The sequence below is a fragment of the Corynebacterium sp. KPL4072 genome (assembly GCF_037908395.1).
Taxonomy (GTDB): Bacteria; Actinomycetota; Actinomycetes; order Mycobacteriales; family Mycobacteriaceae; genus Corynebacterium; species Corynebacterium kefirresidentii.
The window spans coordinates 34,258-58,998 of record NZ_JBBMGE010000009.1 but is presented as its reverse complement, the minus strand read 5'-3'; the positions used below and the strand labels follow the sequence as shown (position 1 = coordinate 58,998).

Sequence of the window (24,741 nt, the reverse complement as noted above, 5' to 3'; positions counted from 1 at the left end):
TCGCGATATTAAATGCCGGCGTTTTCGCCATTGGTCAGCAGCGTAAACAGCACGGCCATGCGGGCGTGCACGCCGTTGTGTACCTGCTGCAGGACGGCGGTTTTATCCAGATCAGCCACGCCATAGTTGATCTCCATGCCGCGCAGCATAGGGCCAGGGTGCATGACAACGGCGTCTTTGTGCATTGCCGCCGCGCGGTCCTTGGACAGGCCGAAGAGGTTGGCGTATTCGCGGTGGGACGGGAAGAAACCGCCATTCATGCGCTCTTGCTGCACGCGCAGCATCATGACCACATCGGCCTCGGCGATCTCTGCATCAAAGTCATAGGACACGCGCACCGGCCAATTCTCCACCCCGAAGGGCATGAGCGTAGCTGGCCCCACGAGGGTTACCTCTGCCCCCAGCGTGTTAAGCAAATCCACGTTAGAGCGCACCACGCGCGAGTGCAGGCAATCGCCCACAATTCTCACTTTGAGACCGGCAAAGCCTTGCTCGCCCTGCAAGCCGAGTCGTTGCCGCATGGTTACCGCGTCAAGCAGCGCCTGCGTTGGGTGCTGGTGGGCGCCATCACCGGCGTTGATAACGGAGGGGCCCTTGCCCTCAGGGGCTACCCACTGGGCCAGCTGCTGCGGTGCACCAGAGGAAGGGTGACGCATGATGATCGCATCGGCGCCGATGGCGGCCAAGGTAAGGCCCGTATCCTTCAGGGACTCGCCCTTCTTTACCGAGGAGGTAGAGGCGGATAGGTTGATGACGTCCGCCGACATCCACTTGCCGGCCGTTTCAAAGGAGGAACGGGTGCGAGTGGAGTTTTCATAAAAAAGCGTATAGATGGTGCGCCCGCGCAAGGTAGGAAGCTTTTTAACTTCGCGGCCTTCGAGGGCCTCGCGGAAGCGATCCGCTTCATCCATCAGGCCGATAATTTCAGACTTATCGAGCTCCGCCATATCGATGAGGTGCTTCATGGTTATGCCTCCCCCTTCTCAGTGCCTGCGGCATCGAGGTTGACGGCAGCTCGGGTCAGCACGACTGCGTCTCGACCGTCAATCTCATTGTTATATACGGTGACGTCTTCTTCTCGCGCGGTAGGCAGGTTTTTGCCCACGTAATCCGCGCGGATGGGAACCTCGCGGTGGCCGCGGTCAACCAGGACGGCGAGCTGGATAATGTCGGGCCGGCCTACGTCGCTTAGCGCATCAAGGGCGGCGCGAATCGTGCGGCCGGAATACAAAACATCATCGACCAGGATGACAATCGCGTTATCGATACCGCCGGTAGGAATGGTGGTGGGTTGCAATGCGCGATGCGGCTTATTGAGCAAATCATCGCGGTAGAGGGTGATATCGAGGGAGCCCCATGGGACTTCTACCCCGGAAAATTCTGCGATCTTAAGTGCAAGACGCTGTGCTAGCGGCACGCCACCAGAGGGAATGCCAAGCAGAATGACCCGCGGAGCCTCCGCGGAATCGAGCGCCGTTTTTTCAATAATCTGGTGCGCGATGCGTGCAACGGTACGCGAGACATCATCGGAGCTTAAAAGCTCCAATTGCTTCGCGGTAGCGTTAGTTTCACTCATCGTGACCTCCTTCCCCGCCTCACGGTGCGGTCTTTAAAGGATGCCGATAGATGGTCTCAAAAGTGTCTATGGTGTTAGACACAAGATACTTTAGCACTCCACCCGCCATCCGGGTGAGGCAACCCAGAAAGGTACATCGACGGTGAGTTTTTCTGTACAGCACGTAGTCCCTGCACCCCGCACAGATGTCTGGGCCTGGCATACCCGCCCAGGTGCTCTCACCCGGCTCAACGCCCCGTTCGCCTTTATGACCCCAGTGCAACAAGCACAGAGCCTGGGTGATGGCACTTCGATTCTGCGCTTGCCTGGTGGCCTGCAGTGGAAGGCACAACATGTGTTGTCCCGTTACCAGGAGGGTTATTCCTTTAGTGATGAGTGCGTCAATTCCCCGCTGCGCCAGCTGACTCAGTGGCGCCACACCCACACCTTCGCCGAGGACCCAGCCGGTACCCGGGTGACGGATGAGGTGGACACGCGCGTTCCTTCCGCCGCATTGAAATCAGTCTTTGCCTATCGTCAGCATCAGCTGATTGAAGACTTTGCCTTCTTCAAGCGGCTGCGCGATGCAGGACTTAATACCCAACCATTGACCATTGCGATGACAGGTTCGCGCGGCAGTGTCGGCACGGCGCTTACCGCGCAGCTACGTACCGCCGGCCATACAGTGATCCAGCTCGTGCGTGGTAAGGCGGGCAGTGGCCAGCGCCACTGGAATACCAACCTCCCCGATCCGCACTTGCTAGACGGCGTGGACGTCCTTGTCCACCTTGCGGGCGAGCCCATCTTCGGCCGTTTTAATGAGGAACACAAGGCTGCCATTCGGGATTCCCGCGTGGGCCCTACCCGGAGCTTGGCTCGCATCGCCGGCGAAACGCCATCCGTAAAAGCCATGGTCTGTGCCTCTGCTATCGGCTTTTATGGCGCAAACCGGGGCGAGGAAGTCTTAACTGAGGACTCCGAACCGGGCGAGGGATTCTTAGCCGATGTCGTGCGCCAGTGGGAGGACGCCTGCGAACCCGCCCGCGCAGCGGGCACCCGCGTAGTCAATATCCGCACCGGCATTGCCATGTCAGGCGGCTCCGGCCTACTGCCGCTGCTCCGAGCCCTCTTCTCCACCGGACTGGGTGGCCCCTTTGGCGATGGGGAATTCTGGTTTAGCTGGGTTGCCATCGATGACCTCACGGATGCCTATTTCCGCGCCATTGTGGATGATTCGCTTGCCGGCCCGGTCAATGCGGCCTCCCCCAATCCTGTGCTCAATAAGGATTTTGTGGCTGCATTGGGCAAAGAACTCCACCGGCCGGCTATTGTGCCCGTGCCCTCCTTTGGTCCTGCGCTCTTGCTCGGGCGCGAGGGCGCCCAGGAGTTAGCCTTGGCAGAACAGCGCGTAGCCCCCACCGTGCTCACCGAGCTCGGTCATAGCTTCCGCTACTCCACTATCGACGCCGCCTTGGCGCATGAACTGGGTGGCGAAAGCCTCTGCTAGTTGCGGGCCACTCCCCGTGGACGCCCCAGACACGTTTGGCGCAGCGCCACCGGAGTGCGACGCAATTTGTCGGTCAGCCAAAGGTTGTGGGCAGTGATTCACCATCGCAGCTCTTTGCGGCAACGCGCACGTACTGCACCACCCCGATATAACTTCCGAGCAAGACCTGCGGTGTTCTTCTCCTGCCGGAAAGCACGGGTGTAGTTAGGTAGGCTAGGAAGGGTTGACCTTAACCCCGATTAGTACATGGATTGAGACTGTTTAAGTGTCTGAAGAACCAACACTGTATCCCGATACGCCGGTAGAGCCCGTTACTCTCGAGCGTATTGGTGAGATCTTTGAGTCCGAAAACCTCGAGTACCGCCTAGAAGAGCAGCCTGTAGGCGAGGACGAGACCGTACGTATCCTGCGTACCGGCTTTTCCAATGTTGCCATTGCTATGCAGGTTCGCGATAACGTCCTTGTCGCCGATTCTGTCTGGCGCGGCAACGTCCCTTCTTCTGAGGGACCAAGCCTGCTGATGGTTCTCAACCAGTGGAACCAGCAGCACTTTGCACCGACCCTGCGCTTTTTCGAATCCGCAGAAAACAATCTCGCGGTCTCCGGTGTGCGCGAAGTTAATGTGGAGCACGGCCTTTCCCGAAACCAGATTGGTTCCTTTGTGATGTCCACCCTGGACTCCATGCTGCAGTCCTTCGCCTTCGTCGAGGAACATTACCCACAGCTCGTGACCTGGGAGGAGCACAACCATGACTAATGCATCTACGGAAAATAACCTGCCAGAAATCAGCCTGGACCGCGTTATCGAGGCGATGCGCGCCTTCGATATCGAGCTGACCACAATGGATGCAGATATCGAGGCGGCCACCGCTAACCTCAATGGTCTGCCTACCATGTTCGCGGTACTAGACTCCGTTGTTATCGTTCGCTGCGACGTGCCTACCGACGCCGCCTATTCCAAGGCCGACGCTGGCCTATTCTTGGCTGCAAACCAGATCAACTCGGTAGCTTTCGGTGCGCGCGCGGTTATCTCAGAGCACGATGACATGCTCGTCGTGCGCACCGAGCGCGATATCCCCGCTGCCGCTGGTATGAATGACGAGCAGCTGCAGGCAGCCTTAAAATCTGCAGTAGACGGCGTAATTCGTGGGCAGGACGCCATGGTCTCTGCTGCAGAAGAGATGGCCAAGCTTGGCTCCGAAACTGCTGGCAAGGCCAGCACGGAAGGCGATAACTCGGGTGCTGGAGATGCCACGAGTTAGCTAAGCCCGCCAAAGAACCAAGCTCCCTGAGCCCGCCGTTCCTCACATGGAAAAGGCGGCAGAAAGGGAGCTTTTTGTGCACAATTACTCGGCGTCGAGAATGCGTTGGCGTTCTTCTTCCGGATCAAAATCCGGTGCGGGCCAAGAAAGCTCTAGGTGGCGCAGCGCGTCCACGATGAGGAACTTCAATGCCATGCGGGCGTACTTCTTATTATCTGTGGGGATGACGTACCACGGTGCCCAGATCTCGTCCGTTCGGCGAATGGCATCTTCATAAGCAGCCATGTACTCGTCCCAGTATCCGCGCTCCTCAATATCGGATGGGTCGTATTTCCAATATTTGTCCTCGCGTTCGGTGCGCTCAAGCAAGTTTTCTTTTTGGAACTGTGGAGAGATATGCAGGAATATCTTTAAGATCTTGACGTTTTGGCCGGCAAGTTCCTGCTCATAGTCCCGGATGGCTGCAAAACGGCAGTCCACTTCGTCTTCGTCTACCCATTTATGCACCCGCTGGATGAGCACATCTTCATAATGGGAGCGGTCGAAGGCCACAATCTGGCCCGGCACGGGGTCATGTTTGCGAATGCGCCACAAAAAGTCGTGCTCCAGCTCCTCCTCTGTCGGCTTACCAAAGCCGACAGTTTTGGTGCCCTGCGGGTCAAAGACCGAAAAGACATTACGGATGGCGCCGCCTTTGCCGGAGGTGTCCATTCCTTGTAAAACTACGAGCAAGGAAGGAGCGCCTTCTTCGTGGGCGCGGCCATTGGCAAAGAGACGCTCCTGAAGGTCGTAAAGCTCTTCATCGTAATGCCCGAAACGATCAGCTAGGTCAGATTTGGAGCCACTGAAGCCTGGTGTAGTGGTGGGGTCCACATCAGCGAGGCGGAAATTCCTCCCTGCCCTCAGGCCCAGTGCATCATGAATCTTAAATTTGCCCATGCCTACCATGGTACAAAAATACCGCCCGCAGCCAGCCTGGTATTTCAACCAAGCCAGCTGCGGACGGAAAATGGCTCACGCTAAGGGGCGCGGCTACTACTCGCCGGTATTACTGGGCCGAGTCTTCCGCTGGTGCGGAGGCCTCATCAGTTGCGGCTGCGTTGCCCGCAGTCTCTGCTGATTCGACCGGGGACACGGTATCCGTCGTGTCTTCATCCGCAGCAGTATCGTGCCCGTCTTCTTCTAGGCCCTGGTGTTCTGCAGACATTGGGCTTTCGGCGGAGCGGGACTGCGCCACATCGTCCAATACCGCGTGGATATACGGTGCCGCCTGCTCATTGGAGTACTGAGAGGCGATTTCGACGCCTTCTACTACAGCGGTAGCAGTAGGAATATCGGGATTGAAGAGCAGTTCCCAGACCGAAACGCGCAGGATAGCACGATCTACTGCAGGAATGCGGTGTAGCTCCCAGTCCTCGGAAAGGTAGCGAGAGATAGTCTCATCGATGACATCAAGCTCTTCCGCTGCCCCCTTGATAATGACCTTGGTGTACTCGGCAATCGGCGCTACCGCATTGCGATCCTCGCGCGCCAAAGCGATGCGGTCCTCCACGATGGCTACGGGATCGATGTCTCGATTCTCAGCTTCGTATAGGATGTCCGCGGCGCGGCGACGTGCACGATAGCGCGCGGTGTGCCGCTTGTAGTTAATGTCGCGCTTAGGGGTGTTATCAGACACAGCCAGATGCCCTAGTTGTTGACGCGGGAGAGGTACTCACCGGTGCGGGTATCGATCTTGAGAACATTGCCGATCTCGATAAACAGCGGAACCTGGATCTCCGCGCCGGTCTCCAAGGTGGCAGGCTTAGTGCCGCCGGAGGAACGGTCACCCTGCAGGCCAGGCTCGGTGTGCTCGACCTTGAGGTCTACGGAAATAGGCAGCTCTGCGAACAGCGCCTCATCCTCGTAGAAGGAAACTTGTACGCGCATGTTCTCCAGCAGGAAGCGAGCGGCATCGCCAAACTTCTCCGGCGGGAGCTCGAACTGCTCAAAGGTCTTCTCATCCATGACGACGTAGCTGGTGCCATCGTTGTAGAGGTAGGTCATATCGCGGCGGTCCACGGTAGCGGTCTCTACCTTCACGCCTGCGTTCCAGGTCTTGTCCACGGTCTTGCCGGAGACAACATCCTTAAGCTTGGTACGCACGAAGGCTGGGCCCTTGCCCGGCTTTACGTGCTGGAACTCAACGATCTGCATCAGTTTGTTGTCGATCTTCAGAACGAGGCCGTTCTTGAAATCAGTAGTATCAGCCATTGCGGTTAAACTCCCGAAATTGTGGACTAAAGGTTGAAAACAATGATCAAGCCTACCGGACAACTGCCTTTCGGGGTATTACTGGTCCCCCATTTCCGCCCCACACTTCTGCCCTATCTTGGCTAAAAGAGAAACTTCCGCAGCTTGTGACCATACGCAGCAGGTGGAGAACAGACACGTAATGGTTTTTATCCAACGATAACTGGCTGTACGGTACAGTCTTGCCGTATTAATTTTTCACATTTCTACCAAGGATTTTTGCGATGCCTTTCAAGAAGCTTTCTGCTGTGGCTACCGTGACTGGCGCAGCTTTAGCAGCACTTAGCGCTCCCCAAGCATTGGCGGCGGATGCCCAAACCGTGATGTTCGGCGATTCTATCTTCGCTAACCCTACCTATGGCCAGATCGGGACAACCTCCAGCCTGTCCCCCGCAGCAGACACTGCTCTCTCGTCTGCTACCCATGGCATTGAAGACACCCCGGGTGCACCTTCCCCGCAGGGCTGCCCGCAGGGTCACAGCAATGTAGGCCGCGAACTTGAGCGGGTTTCTGGCCAGCACGTAGCCAACTACGCCTGTTCTGCCGCGAAAGCCGCCGGCCAGTCGCACCGCAAGGACTTCGAGGAGCAGATAAACGGGGCCATTGCCAATAACGATCTCAATGGTGCGACCAAGAATGTTTTGATTCAGTTCGGCGCCAACGACCTCCAGGAAATTTTGCGGCCATCGCTGTCTTCCGCCAATCCTTATTTTGACGGCATGAAGCGTTCCATCCAGCGCGTCCGTCAGGCCGCGCCTCATGCGCACATCACCGTGGTAGGGTATCCCGCCATCTCCGCCCGTAACGGCGCCGTATGCCCAATACGCACGTCTGCGCCGGGTTCCACCGACGCCGGTTTTAATCTGGATTATGCAGGCCTAGTGCGCACCGGCGAGGACCAAGTCAATAGCGCGATGTACAAGGCAGCACGTGCCAACGGTGTCCAGTACTACGACCTACGCGCCGATTCCATCAACCATGGCATGTGTGCGCCGGATAGCACACGCTGGATTTCCGGCCAGTGGGAGTACTCCGTACCGCACAACCTTTTCAACCACCTCACGCACCTGGGCAACCGCAACGTCGCCCAGCTGCTCAACTCCAAGGTGCTCAGCCACTAGGCGGGTAGCTCGGTAAACTCCTTCGTCGCGGCGGTGATGATCTTCGGCGCGCCATCGGTAATGATAAGAGTATCTTCGATGCGCACACCGCCCTTGCCAGGCACGTAAATGCCCGGCTCGATGGTCAAGGTCATGCCCGCGGCCAGTTCGCCCTTCCCGGTCTGGGCGGCGAAGGGCGCCTCGTGTACGTCGAGGCCTACTCCGTGGCCAGTCGAGTGCACAAAGTAATCGCCATAGCCGGCGGCGGAAATAATGTCGCGGCAAGCTGCGTCGACGTCGGCAAGCTTAGCGCCCGGCACCGACGCTGCCACGCCCGCTTTCTGGGCGCGTAGCACCACATCATAAATTTCTTTAGCAAAGTCATTCGCCGCGCCCACGACGTAAGTGCGCGTGCAGTCGGAGTTGAACCCCCGCAGATGCGCACCGAAGTCGATGGTCACCAAATCTCCGTCCTCGATGACCCGATCGTCCGCACCATGATGTGGCATGGCCGAATTGGGACCGGAAGCGACGATGGTATCGAAGCTCACCCGCTCCGAGCCGAGCATGCGCATCCGGTACTCCAAATCGGCAGCCACCTGGCGCTCCGTGCGGCCGGCACGCAGCTCGCCTGCGGCCAGGAGATCCTCCAGCGCCTGATTAGCCAGCGCGGCAATTTCCTCCAGCTTTTCCAGCTCGAGTGGGTCTTTAAACAGCCGAATATCTTCAATCACGCCAGTAACGGGGACCAAGGTGACTGACTCTGGGGCCGAATCTTCGAGTTCCTTCAATTCAGATACCGTCAGGTAGTCTGCCTCAAAGCCCACGCGGACCGGTCCTTGCACATCGGCGAATTGCTGCAGGAGCACCTTGCCTACAGCGCGCCCCTGAATAGCTTCCAGATCAGGGACCTCACGGGAAATCTGCGTGGTGTAGCGGCCATCGGTAGCAACCTGTGCGGAAAGATCCTTGCGCAAAAGCAGACCACCATTGGATCCGGAAAACCCCGAAAGATAACGCACATGCGTGAGGTGGGTTACTAAAACGGCATCGATGCGCTGGCTGGCTAGTGTCGCGGCAAGCTTGCGGCGCCGGTCACTAAAGCGGGTATCTGCCAAAGCCATGATTTAATCCTCCTGGGTTGACTGCGGTGTTGAAAGTATTCACCCAGTATATCGACCTTGCCACCGCGGTCGGGCCGTTTTCTTTCCGTCCGGACCGCCACGAAGCCCAGTGGGACGCTTCTATTGGCAGAGGTAGTCCACTGCCGCAACGTAACCAAAGACCCCCAAGCCAGCAATTACACCGCGGGCAATCGGACTGAGATAGGAGTGATGGCGGAAGGGCTCGCGTGCATGCACATTGGAGATATGCACTTCGACGAATCCGGCTCCCTCCGCCACTTCAGCCAGGGCATCGCGCAAAGCCACCGAGGTATGGGTAAACCCGCCAGGGTTGATAATCACGGGATAGCCCGCATCCGCGGCGGCATGTACCTCTTCAATGAGCTCGCCCTCATGGTTGGATTGAAAACATTCCACCTCTACCCCGTGTTCGGCGGCACGCGAGGCAATCATGCGCTCCACATCGGCCAAGGTGGTTGAGCCGTAGACATCCGGTTGTCGCTTTCCCAAGCGGTTTAAGTTCGGGCCGTTGAGAACAATAATCTTCATCTTCTACTCCGAAATCGCGGCGTAGGCCGCCTCGAGCTCGTCCAAGTCAGGGCCTTCCAGGCGGGTGGCCTCCCCCACCCCGGTCAAGGCCACAAACCGGATTTTTCCGTCCCTATTCTTCTTATCATGGGTCATGGCCTCATACAGGTCGGCGAAATGGCCTGCCTTATACCGCGTGGGAAGCCCAATGCTGTGCAGGATCCGGCGGTGCTTTTCCACCAGTTGAGCGTCAATGAGGCCGCGGGAATGCGACAGGTGGGCGATAAACATCATGCCCACTGCCACCGCGTTGCCATGGCGCCATTCGTAGTTCTCATGGCGCTCCACAGCATGGCCAAAGGTGTGGCCGTAGTTCAGCGTTTCGCGCATACCTGACTCTTTCAAGTCCTGGCTTACCACGGCGGCTTTTACTGCAATGGAGCGCTCTATTAATTCTGGCAAGAAGCCCTGCGGGTCCACGCAGGCCCCAGGGTTGTCCTCATAGCGTTCCAGAATTACCGGGTCATGGATGAAACCAGTTTTGATAATCTCTGCCGAACCGGCAACGATTTCCGCCGCAGGCAGGGTGTCAAGGCGCTCTAGGTCCACAAAGACGGAATTCGGCTCGTGAAAGGCGCCGACAAGATTCTTCCCGGCCGCCGTATTGATGCCGGTTTTGCCGCCCACGGCGGCATCAACCATGGCCAATAGCGTGGTAGGCACCTGGATAATCTTGATGCCACGCATCCACCCAGCCGCCACAAACCCCGCCATATCGGTGGTGGCACCACCGCCTAGGCCGATGATGACGTCACGCCGGTTAAAGCCGTTCTCCCCCAGCTTGTCCCATACACCGCCAACGACGCTGAGCTGCTTGGCCGCCTCAGCATCGGGAACCTCAATGAGCACGGGCACGACCCCCTGGGTCCCAACGAGTTCCGCTAGGTGCTCGGCGGCGGCGCGCAGCGGCGGTTGGAAGACAATGCCTGCCCGGCTAGCGCCAATCTCCGCGCAGCGCTGCGCGATGTCTTCATTGAGACCGGCGCCAATGCGAACTTTATAAGGCTGCGGTCCATTAACGGCAATGGTGGGCATGGTGGTCCTTTCCGTTCGCCGCCGAGGCAGTGTGGCGAGGAACAAGTACGAGCGCAGCGGGCAGCTAAAGGGTATCGAGGAAACCGAGAATATCGCCTACTACCTGCTGCGGGGTTCGGGTATCTGTGCGCACTCGATAATCGGCAACCTCCTGGTAATACGGGCGCCGCACGTCCACTAGGTTTCGGTAATGTTCGAGGGGGTCAGCGGCTGCAAGAACCGGCCGATTGCTATCACCGGAGGTGCGCCTTGCTCCTTCTTCAGGGGAAATATCCAAAAAAATTACCGTGTGCCGCTCCAGGAGGTCACGAGTGGACTCCGTGAGCACTGCCCCGCCGCCGAGACTTACGACCCCATCGGTACGCAACGCGGCCGCAACGTGTTGCGCTTCAAGCGCACGGAAGTCCTGCTCACCGAGCTCGCTAAAGACTTCCCCGCAAGGCTTTGCTTGTGCCTGTTCAATAAGGTGGTCAGAGTCAGTAAATTCACAGCTCAGGGCATGGGATAGGCGGCGGCCAAGTGTGGATTTACCCGCGCCTGGCGGGCCAACCAAAACAACGCGTGGGCGGGGTTGGCCCGTAACGGCGGTTGGGGTGGTCATAACTTACTCCTGGTCAAAAGCAAGGCGGTCCGAAACGTATCTATCATACGCGGCAATAGCCTGAGAGGTTTCTTCGAGGCTATCTCCGCCGAATTTCTCAAGCACAGCGCGCGCAAGAACAAGGGCAACCATGGCTTCTGCTACGACGCCGGCCGCCGGAACCGCGCAGACATCGGAGCGCTGGTGAATGGCAGTTGCCTCGGCGCCGGATTCCATATCAACGGTGCGCAATGCGCGCGGGACGGTAGAGATTGGTTTCATCGCCGCCCGCACACGAAGCTGCTGCCCATTAGTCATGCCGCCTTCGAGGCCACCTGCGCGATTGGTGAGGCGGGAAATGCCCTCAGCGGTACGCACCATTTCATCGTGAGCAGCGGAGCCGCGCCGACGAGCCTCTGCGAAGCCATCACCGATTTCCACTCCTTTGATAGCCTGAATGCCCATCAAAGCGCTGGCTAATTGCGCATCCAAACGGTCATCGCCGGAAATGTGCGAGCCCAGTCCAATAGGCAGGCCATCTACCACGACTTCGACGATGCCGCCCAAGGTATCGCCTTGTTTCTTGGCGGTTTCGATTTCTGCAATCATGGAGGCCTCTGCCTCCTTATCACAGGCGCGCACGGGTGAATCATCGATAGCCTCGATGTCCGCGAACGCCGGCGCAAGGCCCTCATAAGGCTCAGAAGCCCCAATAGAAATGACGTGGGAGAGTACCTCGATGCCGAGGGTCTCGCGCAGGAAGTTGCGCGCGACGGTAGCGGCAGCCACACGCGCTGCAGTCTCACGCGCGGAGGAACGCTCTAGAATGGGGCGCGCTTCACTATGGCGGTATTTCACCATTCCGGCAAAATCCGCGTGGCCTGGACGCGGCCTAGTCAGGGCTGCACCTCGTCCAGAATTCATGGCCTGTATATTTTCTTCATCGTCCATATCCAGTGGATCGGCCGACATGATGGTGGTCCACTTCGGCCACTCCGTATTGCCAATCATTATGGCAATAGGGCTACCCAGAGTCAGCCCGTGGCGGACTCCGCCCAGCACGGTAACCTCATCAGCCTCAAACTTCATGCGGGCGCCACGGCCGTAGCCAAGGCGGCGCCGGGAAAGCTGATGCGAAATATCGGCGCGGGTAATTGGGACCCCGGCGGGCATGTGCTCCAGCAGAGAAATAAGAGCCTGGCCGTGGGATTCACCTGCAGTAGTCCAACGAAGCATGCGGGTATTATCGCACGATGAGGCCAATCCGGTATGAACTTGGCCCCGCAATATATTCTTCCACCCCCTCAAAAAGGGTAAACACAAGCCACGACGAGTGCCGCCGCCAATAACATCGCGGGGCCATGCGCGCTTTCTTTCTGCCCAGCACACACAGACCAGACGAACGTTAACAGGGACGCGCAGCCGCTCGCCGCCACCACCCCTATGAACCCAGCAGCATGCCCTACCAGCATCCCTAAGGGCACGGCCAGCTTAATATCGCCGCCGCCCACCCCTGTATGGGCCAGCCCAAGCACGAGATATATCCCCGGCCACCACAGCCCGCCCCAGTTGGCAAGTACAAGTGACAACGCAGCGGCTGGCAGCGTCAACCAGTCGGGCAAGCGGCGATGCCGAAAGTCCCACCAAGACAGTGCCGCGGCCCAAAGGCAATAAACAATTCCCCCAAAGATCAACACGGGACTTAGAGTAAAGCGAGGTACCGCCTAGCGCTCGAGGCTTCCACTCAGAGGGCGAATTGTGCAGCGTGAGCCAGACGCGAAGGATAGCCCGCACTTGTCCAGGCCTCGTTTTATTTGACAGTTTGCGACCGCCGCTGCAATTCCTCATTCAATGCATTTAGCATCTCTTCCCGCGGTGCGGCCACCCCGGTAAATTGCTCGAACTGGCTAAATGCTTGATATGCGAGCATGACATGTCCGCCGACGGACTTGTACCCGTTGGCCGCCGCGCACGTGGTCAGCGGCGTGGGCCAGGGATCATAAATGACGTCGAGCACCGGTGCGTGGGCGATGTCGAAGACGCAGTCCTCCACCGCAGCGGCGGGAACGGTGGATACAATGACATCGGCTGCGCGAGACAGTGCAGATAGGTCACCATCGAAACCGGTGAAAGAAAGCTCCAGTCCCAGCTCTTGGGCAAGTGGCCGTAGCTCGGCACTACGGTCCGAGCGATTGAGCACGGTGACGGTAGACACTCCGCGCTCAGCCAGCGCCCACAAAGCTGGACGCGCTGTGCCCCCAGCTCCAATGAGCATCGCGTGCCGTGCGGGGGAATCCCCCAAAAGTTCTATGAGCGCGCCACGCACGCCTTCGGTGTCGGTATTGTCTGCAAACCACCCTTCTTCTTTACGCACCAGGGTGTTTGCGGAACCTATCAGCTGTGCGCGCTCGCTTACGGTATCCGCAAAGCGGAGGGCGGCGAACTTACCCGGCATGGTGACGGAGAACCCTACGAACTCAGGGGTACTCCCCCTCACCAGATCCGGCAAGCCCTCCGCAGCCGTTTCAAAGCGGGTGTAGTCCCAACCTTCGAGCCCGGCAGCCTCGTAGCCAGCATTGTGGAGCACCGGAGACAGTGAGTGCTCGATGGGGCTACCAAGGACTGCCGCACGTGGCATCGGTTCTACCTCTTCGTGGTTTTGCGACTTTATTTGGCGGGCTGCTCGGCAGCGGCGTCGCCGTTGCCGGAACCAGCGCCCTCCCCTTCGCGCTTGGAGTCAAGCACGCCGGAGCGGATGGCGTCATCAACGCGGCCCAAGTGCTCATCGTAGGTATCGGAGAAGACGGTGGTGCCTTCTTCGTCCACGGTGACAAAGAACTTCCAATTGCCCTCAGCAGGCTGCTCCATGGCCTTGATTGCATCATCCGAAGGAGAAGAAATCGGGGTATCCGGCAGGCCCTCCTTTGCGTAGGTATTCCACGGAGTCTTCTCCTCACGGGCCTTATCGGTGGTGGCCAGCTCAACGTCTTCCAAGCCATAGTTCACGGTGGAGTCAAACTCCAAGCGCATCGGCTCGTCCAGACGGTTGAGGATGACGCGGGCGACCTTGTCGAACTCACCTGCTGGCGCCTCGCGCTCCACTAGGGATGCGGAAGTAAGCAGCTCATAAGGGCTCAGACCGATAGCCTGGGCGCGTTCTTCGATCTTGGTCTCGTTGTAGCGCTTGGTAGAGCGGGTAATGAGGTCCTTCAAAATATCCTTGGCCTCCATATTGGGGTCCAGGACGTACTGGCCTGGAGCGATAAGGCCCTCAATGCGCTTAGGATCGTTGCCGCGCTTGTTGATGGCCTCGAGTGCCCACTGTGGCGCACCCAGCTCAGCAGGATCAGTTTCCGCAGCGACCTTTTCTAAGTCTTCCTTCTTCAGGCAGTTGCCATCGTTGCAGCTGACCTCAGAAATCAAGGAGTAGATGCCATAACGAACGTCTCCACCAACAACCTTGACGTCCTCCAAGGTTGCGCCGCCTTGGACTTCGAGCATGTCGACGCGGTTATTCTTATCCAATAGCGCCTCTACCGCGGCGTTGGCACTCATCTCTTCCTGCAGACGGTAGAAGCCAGGTTGGATTTGGCTTGCGCTATGGTTCATAGACGCAGCAGAGTCAAAGGCGTCTTGGGTCTTGACCACATTCTTTTCCACCAGTGCAGGACCGAGCTCGGACATCGACGAGCCTTCCGGCACCTCCACCAGCTGGGTGGTACCGTTGCCGGTTCCCTCATAATCGGCAGAGGTATTGCCGAGACGGAATCCGATGTAGATAAGGGCACCAAGGATAACGATGATCGACGCAATGATAACGGCAATGCCGCGCTGGCGGCGCTTGACGTGTTTCGGCTCCATCGATCGACCGAGACGTTCTTGATTACGGCTCACTTGTTTTAGTCTCCTGAGTTTGAAGGCTGATCTATTGCATCCCTTGGACGGAGAGCGTTTGCACGCCCGTCCAACCATGTCTGCAATATCTCCACCGCTGCTGCTTGGTCGATGACTTTACGGCCCTTCTTCTCGGACACGCCTGACGCGCGCAGCGCGGTGGTCGCTGCCACGGTAGTCAAACGCTCATCAGCCAAACGTACTGGTGGTGGAACTTTATCCATATTTGCATTTCGATTCAACCGACGGCGGATCCGAAACGCAATTTCTTTAGCATGTTTTACGCTTTTTGAGCCATTTCCCTGCAAATCTCGTGGCAGCCCCACGATGACCTCGACCGCCTCATAAAAATCAATCAATTCTAGGATCCGGTCGATATCACCCTTATCGCGGTCCTTAAACCCGGTTTCGCGGTGAACGGTCTCCACTGGGGTGGCAAGCGTTGCTTCCCTATTGGACACTGCTACGCCGATGCGCACAGTACCGACGTCAAGCGCGAGCCGGCGGCCCTGCCCCGGATCATCAACCCCGGGGATATCTGGTTCCACTTGTGCCACGTTCGAACTCCTACAGGGACTCGAGCATATCCTCGACGGCGGCAAAGCCGCGCTCTGCACCTGCAGCTGAAGAACCGGAGCCCTGGGCCATGTCCGGCTTACCGCCGCCGCGGCCATCAACGTACTGGCCAAATTGCTTGACGACGTCCCCGGACTTCACACCGCGTTCGACGGCCTTGTCGGTGGCTGCCACGATGAACGGGAACTTGCCCTTGTCCTGGGCGCCCAAGACGATGACGGCTTCTTCCTCGCGCAGGCGGTTACGCAGGTCCGTAGCCACGGTGCGCAGGTCCCCACCGGTGGTTCCATCCGGCAACGTCAGCGCAATAACCTTGAAACCATTGATGTCCTTGGCGGCGCCGACGAACTCGGAGGCACGCGCAGCCAGCTGCTGCTTGCGCAGGGTTTCGATTTCCTTTTCTGCTGCTTTGAGCTTCTCAGATAGCTGAGCAATGCGCTCAGGCAGGTCCTCGGTCTGTACCTTAAGCTCGCGGGAGACTCCTTCCACCAAGGCGGTTTCCTTGGAGTAGTAACGGAAGGCATCCATACCGGAGTAAGCCTCAATGCGGCGAGCGCCAGAGCCTACGGAAGATTCACCCAGCACGGAAACCGGGCCGATTTCAGCGGAGGATCCCACGTGGGTACCGCCGCATAGCTCGATGGAGAACGGTCCGCCGATTTCTACCACGCGGACTTCCTTGCCGTAGTTCTCACCAAAGAGCGCCATGGCGCCCATGGCCTTAGCCTCTTCCAAGGAGGTCTCGATGGTGTTGACGGCAAAATTGGAGTCAATTGCCTGGTTGGTAATCAAGGCAATTTCTTCCAGCTGGGCCTGGCTGAGCTGTTCGGTGTAGTTGAAGTCAAACCGTAGGTAACCCGGGCGGTTCATAGAACCAGCCTGGACCGCGGTGGGGCCAAGCACCTGGCGCAGTGCGGCGTGAATGAGGTGCGTAGCAGAGTGAGCCTGGGTAGCGCCGTGGCGCCACTGCTCGTCGACGCCCGCCTCAACCGACATGCCCAGGTCTAGGCCGCCAGCCGTAACCGTGGCTTTGTGGACCCACAGCTTCTTGCCAATCTTTTGGACGTCATTGACCTCCAGCAAGGACTCGCCGGCCACAATGCGCCCGCGATCAGCCATCTGGCCGCCCGCCTCGGCATAAAGTGGGGTGTGGTCCAAAATGACCTCGACCTCTTCACCCTCGTGGACTTCATCGACCTTTTCTCCGCCGCGGACAAGGCCGATCACGCGGGCGTCGGAAGTAAGCTCCTCGTAGCCGGTGAAGACGGTGGGGTTATTGTCTACCCAGTCGCGGTAGAGGGAAAGGTCAGTGTGCCCGTGCTTCTTGGCCTGGTTATCGGCCTTGGCGCGGCGGCGCTGCTCACCCATGGCATCGTTGAAGCCATCCATGTCCACCTCAAGGCCCGCTTCCTGGGCCATTTCCAGCGTCAAGTCGATGGGGAAACCATAGGTATCGTGCAGCTCAAAGGCCTTCTCACCAGGCAGGACCTTTGCGGTCTTCGCGCGAGAGGTGGACTTGAGCTCCTGCACGGCATCGTCGAAGAGGCGGGTTCCGGACTCCAGAGTCTTGAGGAAGGCCTTTTCTTCGTTGACGGCCACGCGCAGAATGCGCTCACGGTTGTCCGCAATCTCCGGATAAGACGGAGTCATGGTATCCATGACCGTGTTCATGAAGCGCTCCATGGTGGCACCGGTAGCGCCCAGCAGCTTGGCGGAACGGATAATGCGGCGCAGCAGGCGACGCAGGATATATCCGCGGCCCTCATTGCCCGGGGTTACGCCATCCAAGATGAGCATCATGCCGGTGCGGGAGTGGTCCGCTACCACTCGGAAGCGGATATTGTCTTCCTGAGAGGCTTTATCGCCGTAGGTGGCACCGGTAAGTTCCTCAGCTACGTCAATGACTGGACGCAGCAGGTCTGTTTCGTAGACGTTGTCTACGCCCTGCAAAATGCAGGCCACGCGCTCGATGCCAAGGCCAGTATCGATGTTCTTCTTGGGCAGCTCGCCAACGATTTCAAAATTGCCCTTACCAATGCCCTCGCCGCGTTCGTTTTGCATGAAGACCAAGTTCCAGATCTCCATGTAGCGGTTATCATCGGCAATGGGTCCGCCGTCCTTGCCGTACTCAGGACCGCGATCGAAATAAATCTCGGAGCACGGGCCACATGGTCCAGGGATACCCATGGACCAGTAGTTATCCTCCATGCCGAGGCGCTGAATGCGCTCTTCAGGAACGCCAATCTTATCGCGCCAGATTTCGGCGGCCTCATCATCATCCAGGTACACCGTCACCCACAAGCGTTCTGGGTCTAGACCAAAACCGCCCTCCTCAACGGAGCGGGTAAGCAAGGTCCAGGCATTGGTGATGGCACCTTCCTTGAAGTACTGGCCAAAGGAGAAGTTTCCGGCCATCTGGAAGAAGGTGTTGTGGCGGGTGGTAATGCCCACCTCTTCAATATCCAGGGTGCGCACGCACTTCTGGATAGAAGTGGCGAGCCCCTTGGCAAAGGGTGGGTTCTGCTGGCCCAGGAAGTAAGGCTTGAATGGGACCATGCCCGCGTTTACGAAAAGCAGGTTAGGGTCATCCAGGATCAGCGAGGCACTTGGTACCGCCTCGTGACCAGAATTGACGAAGTGCTGGGTAAACCGTTCCCGGATCTCATGAGTCTTCACGAGCAACAATCCTAACTGTATGAGCTTTCATCTTCTATCGAGAAGTTTCTAACCCGCCCAACTTTACCCTTCGCCGCACCGCAATTTCCCTTGGGTAGGTATCAGCGCGGCCGGCGAGCGTTTTTACCGGGAGAACGCTTGCCGCGAATAATGCTGCGCAAGCGGCCTATATAGTCATAAACGCGCTTTTCAGCTCCATGATCGGTGGGTTCATAATATACGGAGCCTTCCAACTCATCGGGCAGGTATTGCTGTTCTACTACGCCGCGGGGATCATCGTGGGGGTAAACATAGCCCACGGCATTTCCCATCCGCTTTGCGCCCTCGTAGTGTCCATCGCGCAGATGCGCCGGCACGTGGCCCACCTTGCCGGCGGCCACATCTGCCTGGGCCTGCGTGATGGCGGAGATTACTGATGGAGACTTCGGCGCGGTGGCCAGATGGATGGTGGCCTGCGCCAAGGGAATTCTCGCCTCCGGCATTCCGATGAGCTGTGCGGCCTCGGCCGCCGCCACAGCTACCTGGAGCGCAGTGGGATCGGCCATACCGATGTCTTCGGAGGCATGCACTATGAGCCTGCGCGCTATAAAGCGCGGATCCTCTCCCGCTTCCACCATGCGGGCTAGATAGTGCAGCGCAGCATCAACATCGGAACCACGAATGGATTTAATAAACGCAGAGACCACATCGTAGTGTTGGTCGCCGTCGCGGTCATAGCGCACGACCGCCTTATTGACGTTGTCTGTGACCGTCTGTGCGGTAATTTCCCCGCCGTCGGCGACCGCCTCGGCCGCCGCCTCCAGGTAGGTCAATGTGCGCCGCGCATCACCGCCGGCCAAAAGAACTAGCTGCTCCAAGGCCTCGTCGGCGATCCGAATCTTGCGCTCGCCCAAGCCTCGATCGCTTTCTAGCGCGCGCTTGGCGACGCCCCTTAGGTCGTCGTCGCTTAGCGAATGCAGCTGCAAAAGCAGCGAGCGCGACAGGAGCGGCGCCACAACGGAAAATGAGGGATTTTCCGTCGTCGCCGCCACGAGCAGTACCGTGCGGTTTTCCACGGCCGCGAGCAGCGCATCCTGTTGGGTTTTAGAAAATCGATGTACCTCATCGATAAAAAGCACCGTCCGGCGCCCGTGAATGAGCTCTTGCCGGGCGTGGGTGATGACCTCGCGGACCTGCTTCACGCCCGAATCGAGCGCGGATAGACCCACAAAATTCTGCCCCATCTGGCTCGCAATAAGAGAGGCAATCGTGGTCTTGCCAGTACCTGGCGGGCCATACAAAATGACAGAGGCCTCCCCTGAGCCTTCCACTAGGCGGCGCAATGGCTTGCCAGGAGCCAAAAGGTGGTCTTGTCCGACCACTTCATCCAAGCTCTGCGGGCGCATGCGCGCCGCCAGCGGCGATCCTGCGTGGGTGGCAAAGAGGTTCTTCCCAGGCAAAGACGCGGCATTGTCCCCGGGAGCGGGCCCGCCAAAGAGTGAGTCTTGAGACACTAAAAACCTACCTCCTAGCAGTGTGCGGGCACATCAAAGTTATCTATTCATCATCCAAGCGGCGCGCAATTGCGCTGCCAAACTCTGCGATGGGTGCGCAGGCGGGGCCGTCGCAGCGCGCGGCATAGCGCGACAGCGCCTCAAAGGTTTCGTACAGATCGCGGCGTACCAGCAATTCATCTTCCGTAAACGGCCCGTGATCGGCCGGGCGCAAGATCGAATGCTGCGGATCGTGGAAGACCTCGGCTTCTCCCCTGACCAAGGCCACCAGCCCTTCAATGCCGCCTGCTTGCATGGTGGTCACGCTCGACAGCGCCCAGCCGATTAGTGAAGCCACGATGAGTCCATGGATCTCTTCCGGATCAGAAAACAGCGGCCACACGTCTGCTACCGCACGAGACCAGGCGGAGATAAAAATATCTGCCTCCTCGTCCGTAATCGGCTTAGAAAACAGGAACTGTGGGAAACCGGCAATAACGCAGGCTACATCGAAGCCCACATTGCGGAATCCCGCCCATTCATAATCCAAGAAGTGCAGGTGCTGCGAGACGATAATATTATCTGGAGAAAGGTCAAAGGGGGTAAAGGCCCGGTCTTTTCCGGAGGCCAAAGACCTGGCTGCTTGCCTTGCTAACTCACGGAAGCTTTCGGGGGCTTCGAGCCCCGCCGTATCCAGCAAATCAAGGCCGATTCCGATGGAGCCTTCCAATGCCTCATCACGCACGGATTGGTGCGGGGCCAATTCCGGGTTTTTGCGCAACATGCGGCTAAGCAAGGTTTCATAATCCTGCTCATGCCCGGCGGTCCCCGCATGCATGTGGCCCAGTGCGCTGCCCAGCGAGCGCAGCACTCGGACGCGGTCGGCATCGGTGGATTGAACCAGGACATCGGCAAGCGTTTCGCCCTCTCCTAAGTCCGTCAAAACGATAATGCGCTTATCTAAATCATGAGCGAGCAGCACCGGGCCAGGGCGCACATCTTCAGATAACGCGGTAGTAAATTGATAAGCCACAACCTCACGCAGCATTGCGGCATCATCAACGCCATAGCCTGTGACCGGGTTGTATTTAATGACTACCGAGCGGTGAGGCAGGAAGGCGCCGGGGGCAATCCTTGCGCGCAGGACCATTGCATTGCCGGAGCCGTCCAAGCGCTCGACGCTCGACATCTCCGGGGTGCCACCAAAACGGCGCGACAACATCTCCGAGGCGGCCTTGATGACGTCCTCGGGCGATAGCACAGTATCGTTTTCATCCATAGTTCTATCCAGTATGCCCCCTCACACCAAAGCGGGGTCACAAGTTCGCCCGCAGCGAAAATGGCCACGGCCTACGATGTGCCCCGCACGGTGTGCCTTAACAGCTGAGGTTCAAGCTAGCTGCTTACTTCTCCTCAGCAGTCTCTCCCGCAGTGGAACCGGCCTTGTCCTGTTCCTTCTTCTTTTCCGGCTTGTAGTCTACGCCGGTTTTCTTGCGCTGTGCGGCAGGGATTGGCGCAGGGGCGTCGGTAAGCGGGTCTACGCCGCCGCCGGACTTCGGGAACGCAATGACGTCGCGGATGGAGTCGAAGCCGCCCAGCAGGGAGACAATGCGGTCCCAGCCAAAGGCGATGCCGCCGTGTGGCGGGGCGCCATAAGAGAAGGCATCGAGCAGGAAGCCAAACTTCTCCTGAGCTTCCTCGTCCCCAATTCCCATGACATCAAAGACGCGCTTTTGCACGTCTTCCTGGTGGATACGGATGGAACCGCCGCCAATCTCATTGCCGTTGCAGACAATGTCATAAGCGTAGGCGGTAGCCTCGCCCGGGTTCTGGTCAAAGGAATCAATCCACTCCGGCTTCGGGGAGGTGAAGGCGTGGTGGACCGCGGTCCACTTGGAGTGACCCAAAGCGACGTCGCCGGAAGCGGTTGCGTCGGCAGAAGGCTCGAAGAGCGGGGCATCAACAACCCATGTAAAGGCCCAGTCGCCTTCCTTGATAAGGTCCAGCTTCTTTGCAATCTCGCCGCGCGCAGCACCCAGCAGGGTACGTGAAGACTTGGTGTCGCCAGCGGCAAAGAAGATGGCATCGCCTGGCTTAGCGCCGACGTGCTCTGCGATGCCCTCGCGCTCGGCGTCGGTAATGTTCTTAGCTACCGGGCCGCCCAATGTGCCGTCCTCACCCACGGTGATATAAGCCAAGCCCTTCGCACCGCGCTGCTTAGCCCAGTCCTGCCAAGCATCGAACTGACGGCGCGGCTGGGAGGCGCCGCCCTCCATAACCACAGCGCCCACGTATTCATTCTGGAAGACGCGGAAGGTGGTGTCCTTGAAGAACTCGGTGCACTCTACAATCTTGATGTCGAAGCGCAGGTCTGGCTTATCAGAGCCGTAGTACTTCATCGCATCAGCGTAGGTCATGCGCGGGATAGGAGTCTTAATCTCGTAGCCAATGAGCTTCCACAGCTCGGTAACGATCTCTTCTGCCAAGGCGATGACATCGTCCTGGTCTACAAAGGACATCTCCACGTCCAGCTGCGTAAACTCCGGCTGGCGGTCGGCGCGGAAATCCTCATCGCGGTAGCAACGAGCAATCTGGTAGTAGCGCTCCATGCCAGCGACCATGAGCAGCTGCTTGAACAGCTGCGGGGACTGTGGCAGTGCGTACCACGTGCCTGGCTTCAAGCGCGCTGGCACCAGGAAGTCACGCGCACCCTCCGGGGTGGAACGAGTCAAGGTCGGAGTCTCAATTTCTGCAAAGTCATGAGAATCCAGCACCTTGCGGGCTGCACGGTTAGCGGCAGAACGCAGGCGCAGGGCCTTCGCCTGGCGCTCACGGCGCAGGTCCAAGTAGCGGTACTTCAAGCGAGTCTCCTCGCCTACCTCACCCGAGGTCGAAGGATCATCAACCTGGAACGGCAGCGCTGCAGATTTATTGAGCACCTCAAGATCCGCGACATTGACCTCAATCTCGCCGGACGGCAGGTTGGGGTTCTCAGAGCCTTCCGGGCGGGGCTCTACGGTACCGGTAACCTTCACGCAGTATTCCGAGCGCAGGTCGTGGGCGCGTTCTGCCACGTCAGATTCACGGAAGACAACCTGGGCGATGCCAGAGCGATCGCGCAGGTCAATGAATATCACACCACCGTGATCGCGGCGGCGGGAAACCCAACCGGTTAGGGTGACGGTCTCTCCTGCGAGTTCTTTGCGGAGCTCACCAGCTAAGTGGGTACGCAGCACTGTTGTTCAATCCCTTCTGAAAATTGTGTCACTTGCGGGTCCCGCCACGCGTAAACAGCGCGCGCCAAACCAAGCACAAGACTAGGAACGTGCACAATCCTACATCCCTACCGGTACATGCAGCGTAGTAAGGTAGACGCAGCGACGCCCCGGAGGCCTACAAGGCGCGACACTCCCCCTGTTTCCTTGCCCCCCCCCCCCTTGTGCACCCATCTTCATCCTGTGTTTTAAGGGGCCATGTGACACTATTTAGACATGACTTTTAGATCTGGCGCCGATTTCGGCGGCAAGGAAGCTCGTTCCGGTGGCGGCGGCGGTGGCATCGCCATCGGCGGTGGCGTCGGCTCGATTGTTTTGGTTGGCCTTTTCCTCCTACTTGGCGGTAACCCCTCAGACTTGGGCGCGATTTTAGGCAATGAACAGTCTCAGTCCGATGGCGCCGCGCAGGGCGATAGCCCAGAATGCAAAACTGCAGAAGATGGCAATACCAAAGATGAATGCCTGGTAGAGTTCACTGGCCGCAGCGTGGACAACGTTTGGTCCAAGGTGCTGCCAGAACAAGCAAATATCCAATACACCGAACCGGAGCGCGTGGTCTTCCACGGTGGCGTTAATACCGGATGCGGCGCGGCATCCTCTTCTACCGGCCCCTTCTATTGCCCACGCGATGAGTCCGCCTACTTCGATACCGAGTTCTTTGATTCCCTGCGCAATTTCGGCGCGGAAAATGCCCCCTTGGCCCGCATGTACATCGTGGCCCACGAGTTTGGCCACCACATTCAAAACCTGGAGGGCACCCTCGGTTTGTCGGACTATAACAACCCTGGCGCCGATTCCAACGCTGTGAAGATCGAGCTGCAGGCTGACTGCTACGCCGGGCTGTGGGCCTCCTACGCCGACAAGGGTGACAACCCCTTGCTAGAGCCCATTACCAAAGAACAGGTCTCGGATGCTGTCGCCGCTGCCCAAGCGGTGGGCGATGACAATATTCAACGCCGTTCCGGGGGCCAGGTCCAGCCTGACTCCTGGACCCATGGCTCTTCTGAACAACGCGAGAAGGCATTCCTCGCTGGCTATAACTCCGGCAAGATGTCCCAGTGCGACACCTTGGAGCGCGGGGCCTACCGCGGCTAAAACTACTTTTGGCCGCCGCCTATCCTCTAAGAGCCTAGACGGACTCGCCGCCTCCGCTAGCCATACCGACTGTGCCGGGGCTAGCGGGTTTTCTTATCCCTATCCCAGGGCGCTGCAAGCACTCCGCGCTTGGCGACGCCCTCCCTTTCCACCCTTCTCCACACTGGCACCTATCACTATTCACCTAGCTAGTGCATTCTTGGCCGCTTTCATGACCTTAAAACCCTGCGCTCCATTGTGAACGCAAAGAACTCCTTTCCCACGCCCGCTATTACAAATCAGAGCTCATCGCTCAGCCGCACGCAGCAGTGGTACAGCAGATTTCCACCCTCCGGGACATAGTGGTGTCCCCTCCCGAGACCCTTCGCGTCCTGCAGCCGCATCGATGGGTCGCCGCGGATTGCAGCGATAAGCACAAACTCGATGCCGCCGACAGTGCGGATAGAGCGAGGTATCAAGAGCCCAGCGATCGCGCCATCTTTCTGGCCCGCACGGTAAGTGTGCAGGAACCGATGGATTGCCCATCAGAAACCGATAGCCTGGGGAACCGCCCGTGCGCAGCCGTCATCACAGAACACGGCAAAGTAAATGAGACTCCGCTGTGGTTGGTTGCACCGGCGGACCTACCGGTACTAATGGATGCCCTAGAATGGGAATGATTCGCCAGCCGTTCACACTGCGTCTTTTACCCCTGGGCACCGCAGAGAAAG

At 58.6% G+C, this 24,741-nt stretch carries 23 protein-coding genes; 5 read left to right on the top strand and 18 right to left on the bottom strand.

The features are described 5' to 3' along the window. Positions 1-8 precede the first annotated feature (8 nt). Together WMP97_RS09910 and pyrR are read right to left on the bottom strand one after the other, a co-directional pair. Entirely contained in the window at positions 9-965 is a 957-nt protein-coding gene (locus WMP97_RS09910; RefSeq protein WP_340440419.1) for an aspartate carbamoyltransferase catalytic subunit, read from the bottom strand. 2 nt (positions 966-967) lie between these two features. Then, positions 968-1,576 carry a bifunctional pyr operon transcriptional regulator/uracil phosphoribosyltransferase PyrR gene (pyrR, locus tag WMP97_RS09905; RefSeq protein WP_049360744.1) on the bottom strand — a complete coding sequence of 203 codons (609 nt, stop codon included), beginning with the start codon at positions 1,574-1,576 and terminating at the stop codon, positions 968-970. 142 nt (positions 1,577-1,718) lie between these two features. Between pyrR and WMP97_RS09900 the strand changes: the two genes are divergently transcribed. From WMP97_RS09900 to WMP97_RS09890, 3 genes are all read left to right on the top strand, one after another. Then, positions 1,719-3,062, top strand: coding sequence for a TIGR01777 family oxidoreductase (locus WMP97_RS09900; RefSeq protein ID WP_239207654.1), 1,344 nt, complete (start codon positions 1,719-1,721; stop codon positions 3,060-3,062). 265 nt (positions 3,063-3,327) lie between these two features. Next, positions 3,328-3,819: a YbjN domain-containing protein gene (locus tag WMP97_RS09895; protein ID WP_239207653.1), complete on the top strand. Its 492-nt coding sequence runs from the start codon at positions 3,328-3,330 to the stop codon at positions 3,817-3,819. After that, positions 3,812-4,324 carry a YbjN domain-containing protein gene (locus WMP97_RS09890; protein WP_239207652.1) on the top strand — a complete coding sequence of 171 codons (513 nt, stop codon included), beginning with the start codon at positions 3,812-3,814 and terminating at the stop codon, positions 4,322-4,324. The genes WMP97_RS09895 and WMP97_RS09890 overlap by 8 nt, the downstream gene beginning before the upstream one ends. An 84-nt stretch (positions 4,325-4,408) precedes the next feature. Here WMP97_RS09890 and WMP97_RS09885 read toward each other — a convergent pair whose 3' ends face one another. The 3 genes from WMP97_RS09885 to efp all read right to left on the bottom strand — a co-directional run bounded on the left by WMP97_RS09885 (position 4,409) and on the right by efp (position 6,577). Further along, on the bottom strand, positions 4,409-5,263 hold the full coding sequence (locus tag WMP97_RS09885; RefSeq protein ID WP_340440418.1) for a PPK2 family polyphosphate kinase: 855 nt from the start codon (positions 5,261-5,263) through the stop codon (positions 4,409-4,411). A 109-nt stretch (positions 5,264-5,372) separates the two neighbouring features. Next, a complete protein-coding gene (gene nusB, locus WMP97_RS09880) occupies positions 5,373-6,002 on the bottom strand; it encodes a transcription antitermination factor NusB (RefSeq protein ID WP_200287450.1) in 630 nt (209 codons plus the stop codon). Positions 6,003-6,013: 11 nt separating this feature from the next. Further along, positions 6,014-6,577, bottom strand: coding sequence for an elongation factor P (gene efp / locus WMP97_RS09875; protein ID WP_023021466.1), 564 nt, complete (start codon positions 6,575-6,577; stop codon positions 6,014-6,016). Between the two features lie 263 nt (positions 6,578-6,840). Between efp and WMP97_RS09870 the strand changes: the two genes are divergently transcribed. Beyond that, entirely contained in the window at positions 6,841-7,737 is an 897-nt protein-coding gene (locus WMP97_RS09870; protein ID WP_340440417.1) for a GDSL-type esterase/lipase family protein, read from the top strand. On the opposite strand, the gene WMP97_RS09865 is transcribed toward WMP97_RS09870, so the two are convergent. The 13 genes from WMP97_RS09865 to aspS form a co-directional block, all read right to left on the bottom strand. Continuing rightward, positions 7,734-8,840, bottom strand: coding sequence for a M24 family metallopeptidase (locus tag WMP97_RS09865; RefSeq protein WP_086587596.1), 1,107 nt, complete (start codon positions 8,838-8,840; stop codon positions 7,734-7,736). The two genes, WMP97_RS09870 and WMP97_RS09865, sit on opposite strands and share 4 nt — an antisense overlap. Positions 8,841-8,960: 120 nt before the next feature. After that, positions 8,961-9,389, bottom strand: a complete 429-nt coding sequence (gene aroQ, locus WMP97_RS09860; RefSeq protein WP_200287445.1) for a type II 3-dehydroquinate dehydratase — start codon at positions 9,387-9,389, stop codon at positions 8,961-8,963. Between the two features lie 3 nt (positions 9,390-9,392). Further along, complete coding sequence (aroB, locus tag WMP97_RS09855) at positions 9,393-10,463, bottom strand: 3-dehydroquinate synthase (RefSeq protein WP_340440416.1); 1,071 nt, start codon at positions 10,461-10,463, stop codon at positions 9,393-9,395. Between the two features lie 64 nt (positions 10,464-10,527). After that, positions 10,528-11,064, bottom strand: coding sequence for a shikimate kinase (locus WMP97_RS09850; RefSeq protein ID WP_023021461.1), 537 nt, complete (start codon positions 11,062-11,064; stop codon positions 10,528-10,530). A gap of 3 nt (positions 11,065-11,067) precedes the next feature. Continuing rightward, the gene (gene aroC / locus WMP97_RS09845) at positions 11,068-12,279 is read right to left on the bottom strand and encodes a chorismate synthase (RefSeq protein ID WP_340440415.1); all 1,212 of its coding nucleotides are present in this window, start codon (positions 12,277-12,279) and stop codon (positions 11,068-11,070) included. Positions 12,280-12,347: 68 nt separating this feature from the next. Further along, positions 12,348-12,740 (bottom strand): prepilin peptidase, encoded by a 393-nt coding sequence (locus WMP97_RS09840; RefSeq protein ID WP_239204059.1) that lies wholly within the window; start codon positions 12,738-12,740, stop codon positions 12,348-12,350. Positions 12,741-12,853: 113 nt separating this feature from the next. Then, the gene (locus tag WMP97_RS09835; protein ID WP_259824612.1) at positions 12,854-13,681 is read right to left on the bottom strand and encodes a shikimate dehydrogenase; all 828 of its coding nucleotides are present in this window, start codon (positions 13,679-13,681) and stop codon (positions 12,854-12,856) included. A gap of 29 nt (positions 13,682-13,710) precedes the next feature. Beyond that, positions 13,711-14,904, bottom strand: a complete 1,194-nt coding sequence (mltG, locus tag WMP97_RS09830; RefSeq protein ID WP_301715783.1) for an endolytic transglycosylase MltG — start codon at positions 14,902-14,904, stop codon at positions 13,711-13,713. Between the two features lie 38 nt (positions 14,905-14,942). Further along, positions 14,943-15,494, bottom strand: a complete 552-nt coding sequence (gene ruvX / locus WMP97_RS09825) for a Holliday junction resolvase RuvX (RefSeq protein ID WP_023021457.1) — start codon at positions 15,492-15,494, stop codon at positions 14,943-14,945. A 10-nt stretch (positions 15,495-15,504) separates the two neighbouring features. Beyond that, positions 15,505-18,189 carry an alanine--tRNA ligase gene (alaS, locus tag WMP97_RS09820; RefSeq protein ID WP_200287435.1) on the bottom strand — a complete coding sequence of 895 codons (2,685 nt, stop codon included), beginning with the start codon at positions 18,187-18,189 and terminating at the stop codon, positions 15,505-15,507. A gap of 101 nt (positions 18,190-18,290) precedes the next feature. Next, positions 18,291-19,682: a replication-associated recombination protein A gene (locus WMP97_RS09815; protein ID WP_301732020.1), complete on the bottom strand. Its 1,392-nt coding sequence runs from the start codon at positions 19,680-19,682 to the stop codon at positions 18,291-18,293. A 43-nt stretch (positions 19,683-19,725) separates the two neighbouring features. Continuing rightward, positions 19,726-20,940 (bottom strand): phosphotransferase, encoded by a 1,215-nt coding sequence (locus tag WMP97_RS09810; protein WP_239204067.1) that lies wholly within the window; start codon positions 20,938-20,940, stop codon positions 19,726-19,728. A 124-nt stretch (positions 20,941-21,064) separates the two neighbouring features. Next, positions 21,065-22,897, bottom strand: a complete 1,833-nt coding sequence (gene aspS, locus WMP97_RS09805) for an aspartate--tRNA ligase (RefSeq protein WP_340440414.1) — start codon at positions 22,895-22,897, stop codon at positions 21,065-21,067. A gap of 255 nt (positions 22,898-23,152) precedes the next feature. On the opposite strand from aspS, the gene ypfJ reads away from it, so the two are divergent. After that, positions 23,153-24,031: a KPN_02809 family neutral zinc metallopeptidase gene (gene ypfJ / locus WMP97_RS09800; protein ID WP_200287429.1), complete on the top strand. Its 879-nt coding sequence runs from the start codon at positions 23,153-23,155 to the stop codon at positions 24,029-24,031. Positions 24,032-24,741 lie beyond the last annotated feature (710 nt).